Genomic DNA, 1,520 nt, shown 5'->3' with positions numbered 1-1,520 from the left:
CGGCACCGACCCCGACGACCCACCGCCCTTCTGATATGTAGGTAGGTCGTGTCAAGGGGCAGGATGAGGCGCCCGTCCCTGGGTTGGGGCGGGCGCCTCTGCTTCGCCGTGGCTGGGGGTGTCGGTGAGCGTGTCGTTGGCGACGCGCGGTCTGACTGATATGCGCGGGTTGGTTACCGCAGGACGGTGTTTCGGCTGGAGTGGGTCCGCGTGTCTAACGTCGAGCGTCGCCTCGCAGGGCTGCTCCTAGAAGGGTCGCGGGTCACTCCACGCGCTGCCACCGACTCCCGGTGCCTGGCGAAGGGGTTCATGGGCCTCAGGTGCTGGGGTCTAGCACGGCCAGTGACCAGCACCACCCGGCGAGTTCACGGGCGATGGCGACGTCGGCGACGGTGCTGCGTTTGCGGCGGTCGATGAATTTCACCCACCGCTGGTGCAAGCGATGGTTGCCGTCGTTGCCGCGGGCTCGCGCAGCTGCCGGTGCCAGATCCCAGCGTGCGCGCAGGACCTTTCCCACGGTGTATCGGGGGCGGTGGTGCCATGCTGCTTCGACGAGCAGGCGGCGGGCGTGTCCGTTGCCGATCCTGGTGATAGACCCTTGACTGCGGGATCCACCCGATGAGTGTTCACTGGGCACGAGGCCGACGAAGGACCCGATCGTGTTGCCGGTGAACCGTGTCCAGTCACCGATTTCCACCGCGAGAGCAAATGCAGTGAGCGTTCCTATGCCGCGCAGGCACCCCAGGCGGCGCACCAGCGCCGTGAACTCGCAATCCGCGGCGGCCTCCTCGATGGCGGTGTCGAGACGATCACGCCGGGCCTTGACTGTCAAAACGGTGTCGTAGTCGGCGTCGAAGGTCAACCGCGTCGCGCCGGTGGGCAGTCGCCGCAGCGCATCGTGCCGCAGCCAGATGTCGTGCTTGCCGGTCCACGCATTGCCGCCGTAGTAGACGATGCCATGGCGCAGTAGCAGTTTCGACAACCGATGACGTGCTCGCATCAGATCACCGCGGCAGTCCTCCCGGGCTCTGACCAGATCCCGTGCGGCTTCCTGCTCGACCGTCGGGATCGCCACTGAGGTGATCTCGTCGAGTCGCAACAAGCGTGCGAGATGGAGTGCGTCCTTGGCGTCGGTCTTGACCCGATCCCCGGCGGGGCGCTGCAGCTTGCTCGGCGCCGCCACCTCGCAACGAACACCTGCCGCCCTCAGGTGCCGATACAGCCCGAACCCTGTCGGGCCGGCCTCATAGACCACCGCGACAGGTCCAGCCAACCGGTCCAGCCAGCCACGGACGTCCCCATAGTCGGGGGTCAGCGTTGCCTGGGCCACCTCGCCTGTGACGCTATCGATCGCCGCTGCTGCGACCGATCGTGCGTGCAAACCGAGCCCTACGCTCGTACGCTCTGTAAACACCGGGGCCTCCCACAAATGTTGGATAGGCCGGGCAGGGACTTCTGCTCGGTAACCCACGAGTTTTTGTGAGTGAGGCCCCGGCCCGCAACCCCCGACGAAAGCCGGG

The 1,520-nt window shown here is 66.7% G+C and carries 1 protein-coding gene; it reads right to left on the bottom strand.

Going from position 1 to position 1,520, the window contains the following annotated elements; all coding sequences use genetic code 11:
* Nucleotides 1–316 precede the first annotated feature (316 nt).
* Nucleotides 317–1,414: an IS110 family transposase gene (locus N416_RS0121050; protein WP_024444064.1), complete on the bottom strand. Its 1,098-nt coding sequence runs from the start codon at nt 1,412–1,414 to the stop codon at nt 317–319.
* Between the last annotated feature and the right edge of the window lie 106 nt (nt 1,415–1,520).

Origin of the sequence: Mycobacterium sp. UM_WGJ, assembly GCF_000455125.1 — a bacterium.
Taxonomy (GTDB): domain Bacteria; phylum Actinomycetota; class Actinomycetes; order Mycobacteriales; family Mycobacteriaceae; genus Mycobacterium.
The sequence above is the reverse complement of the archived record's forward strand: the minus strand, read 5'-3'. Positions and strand labels throughout refer to the sequence as shown.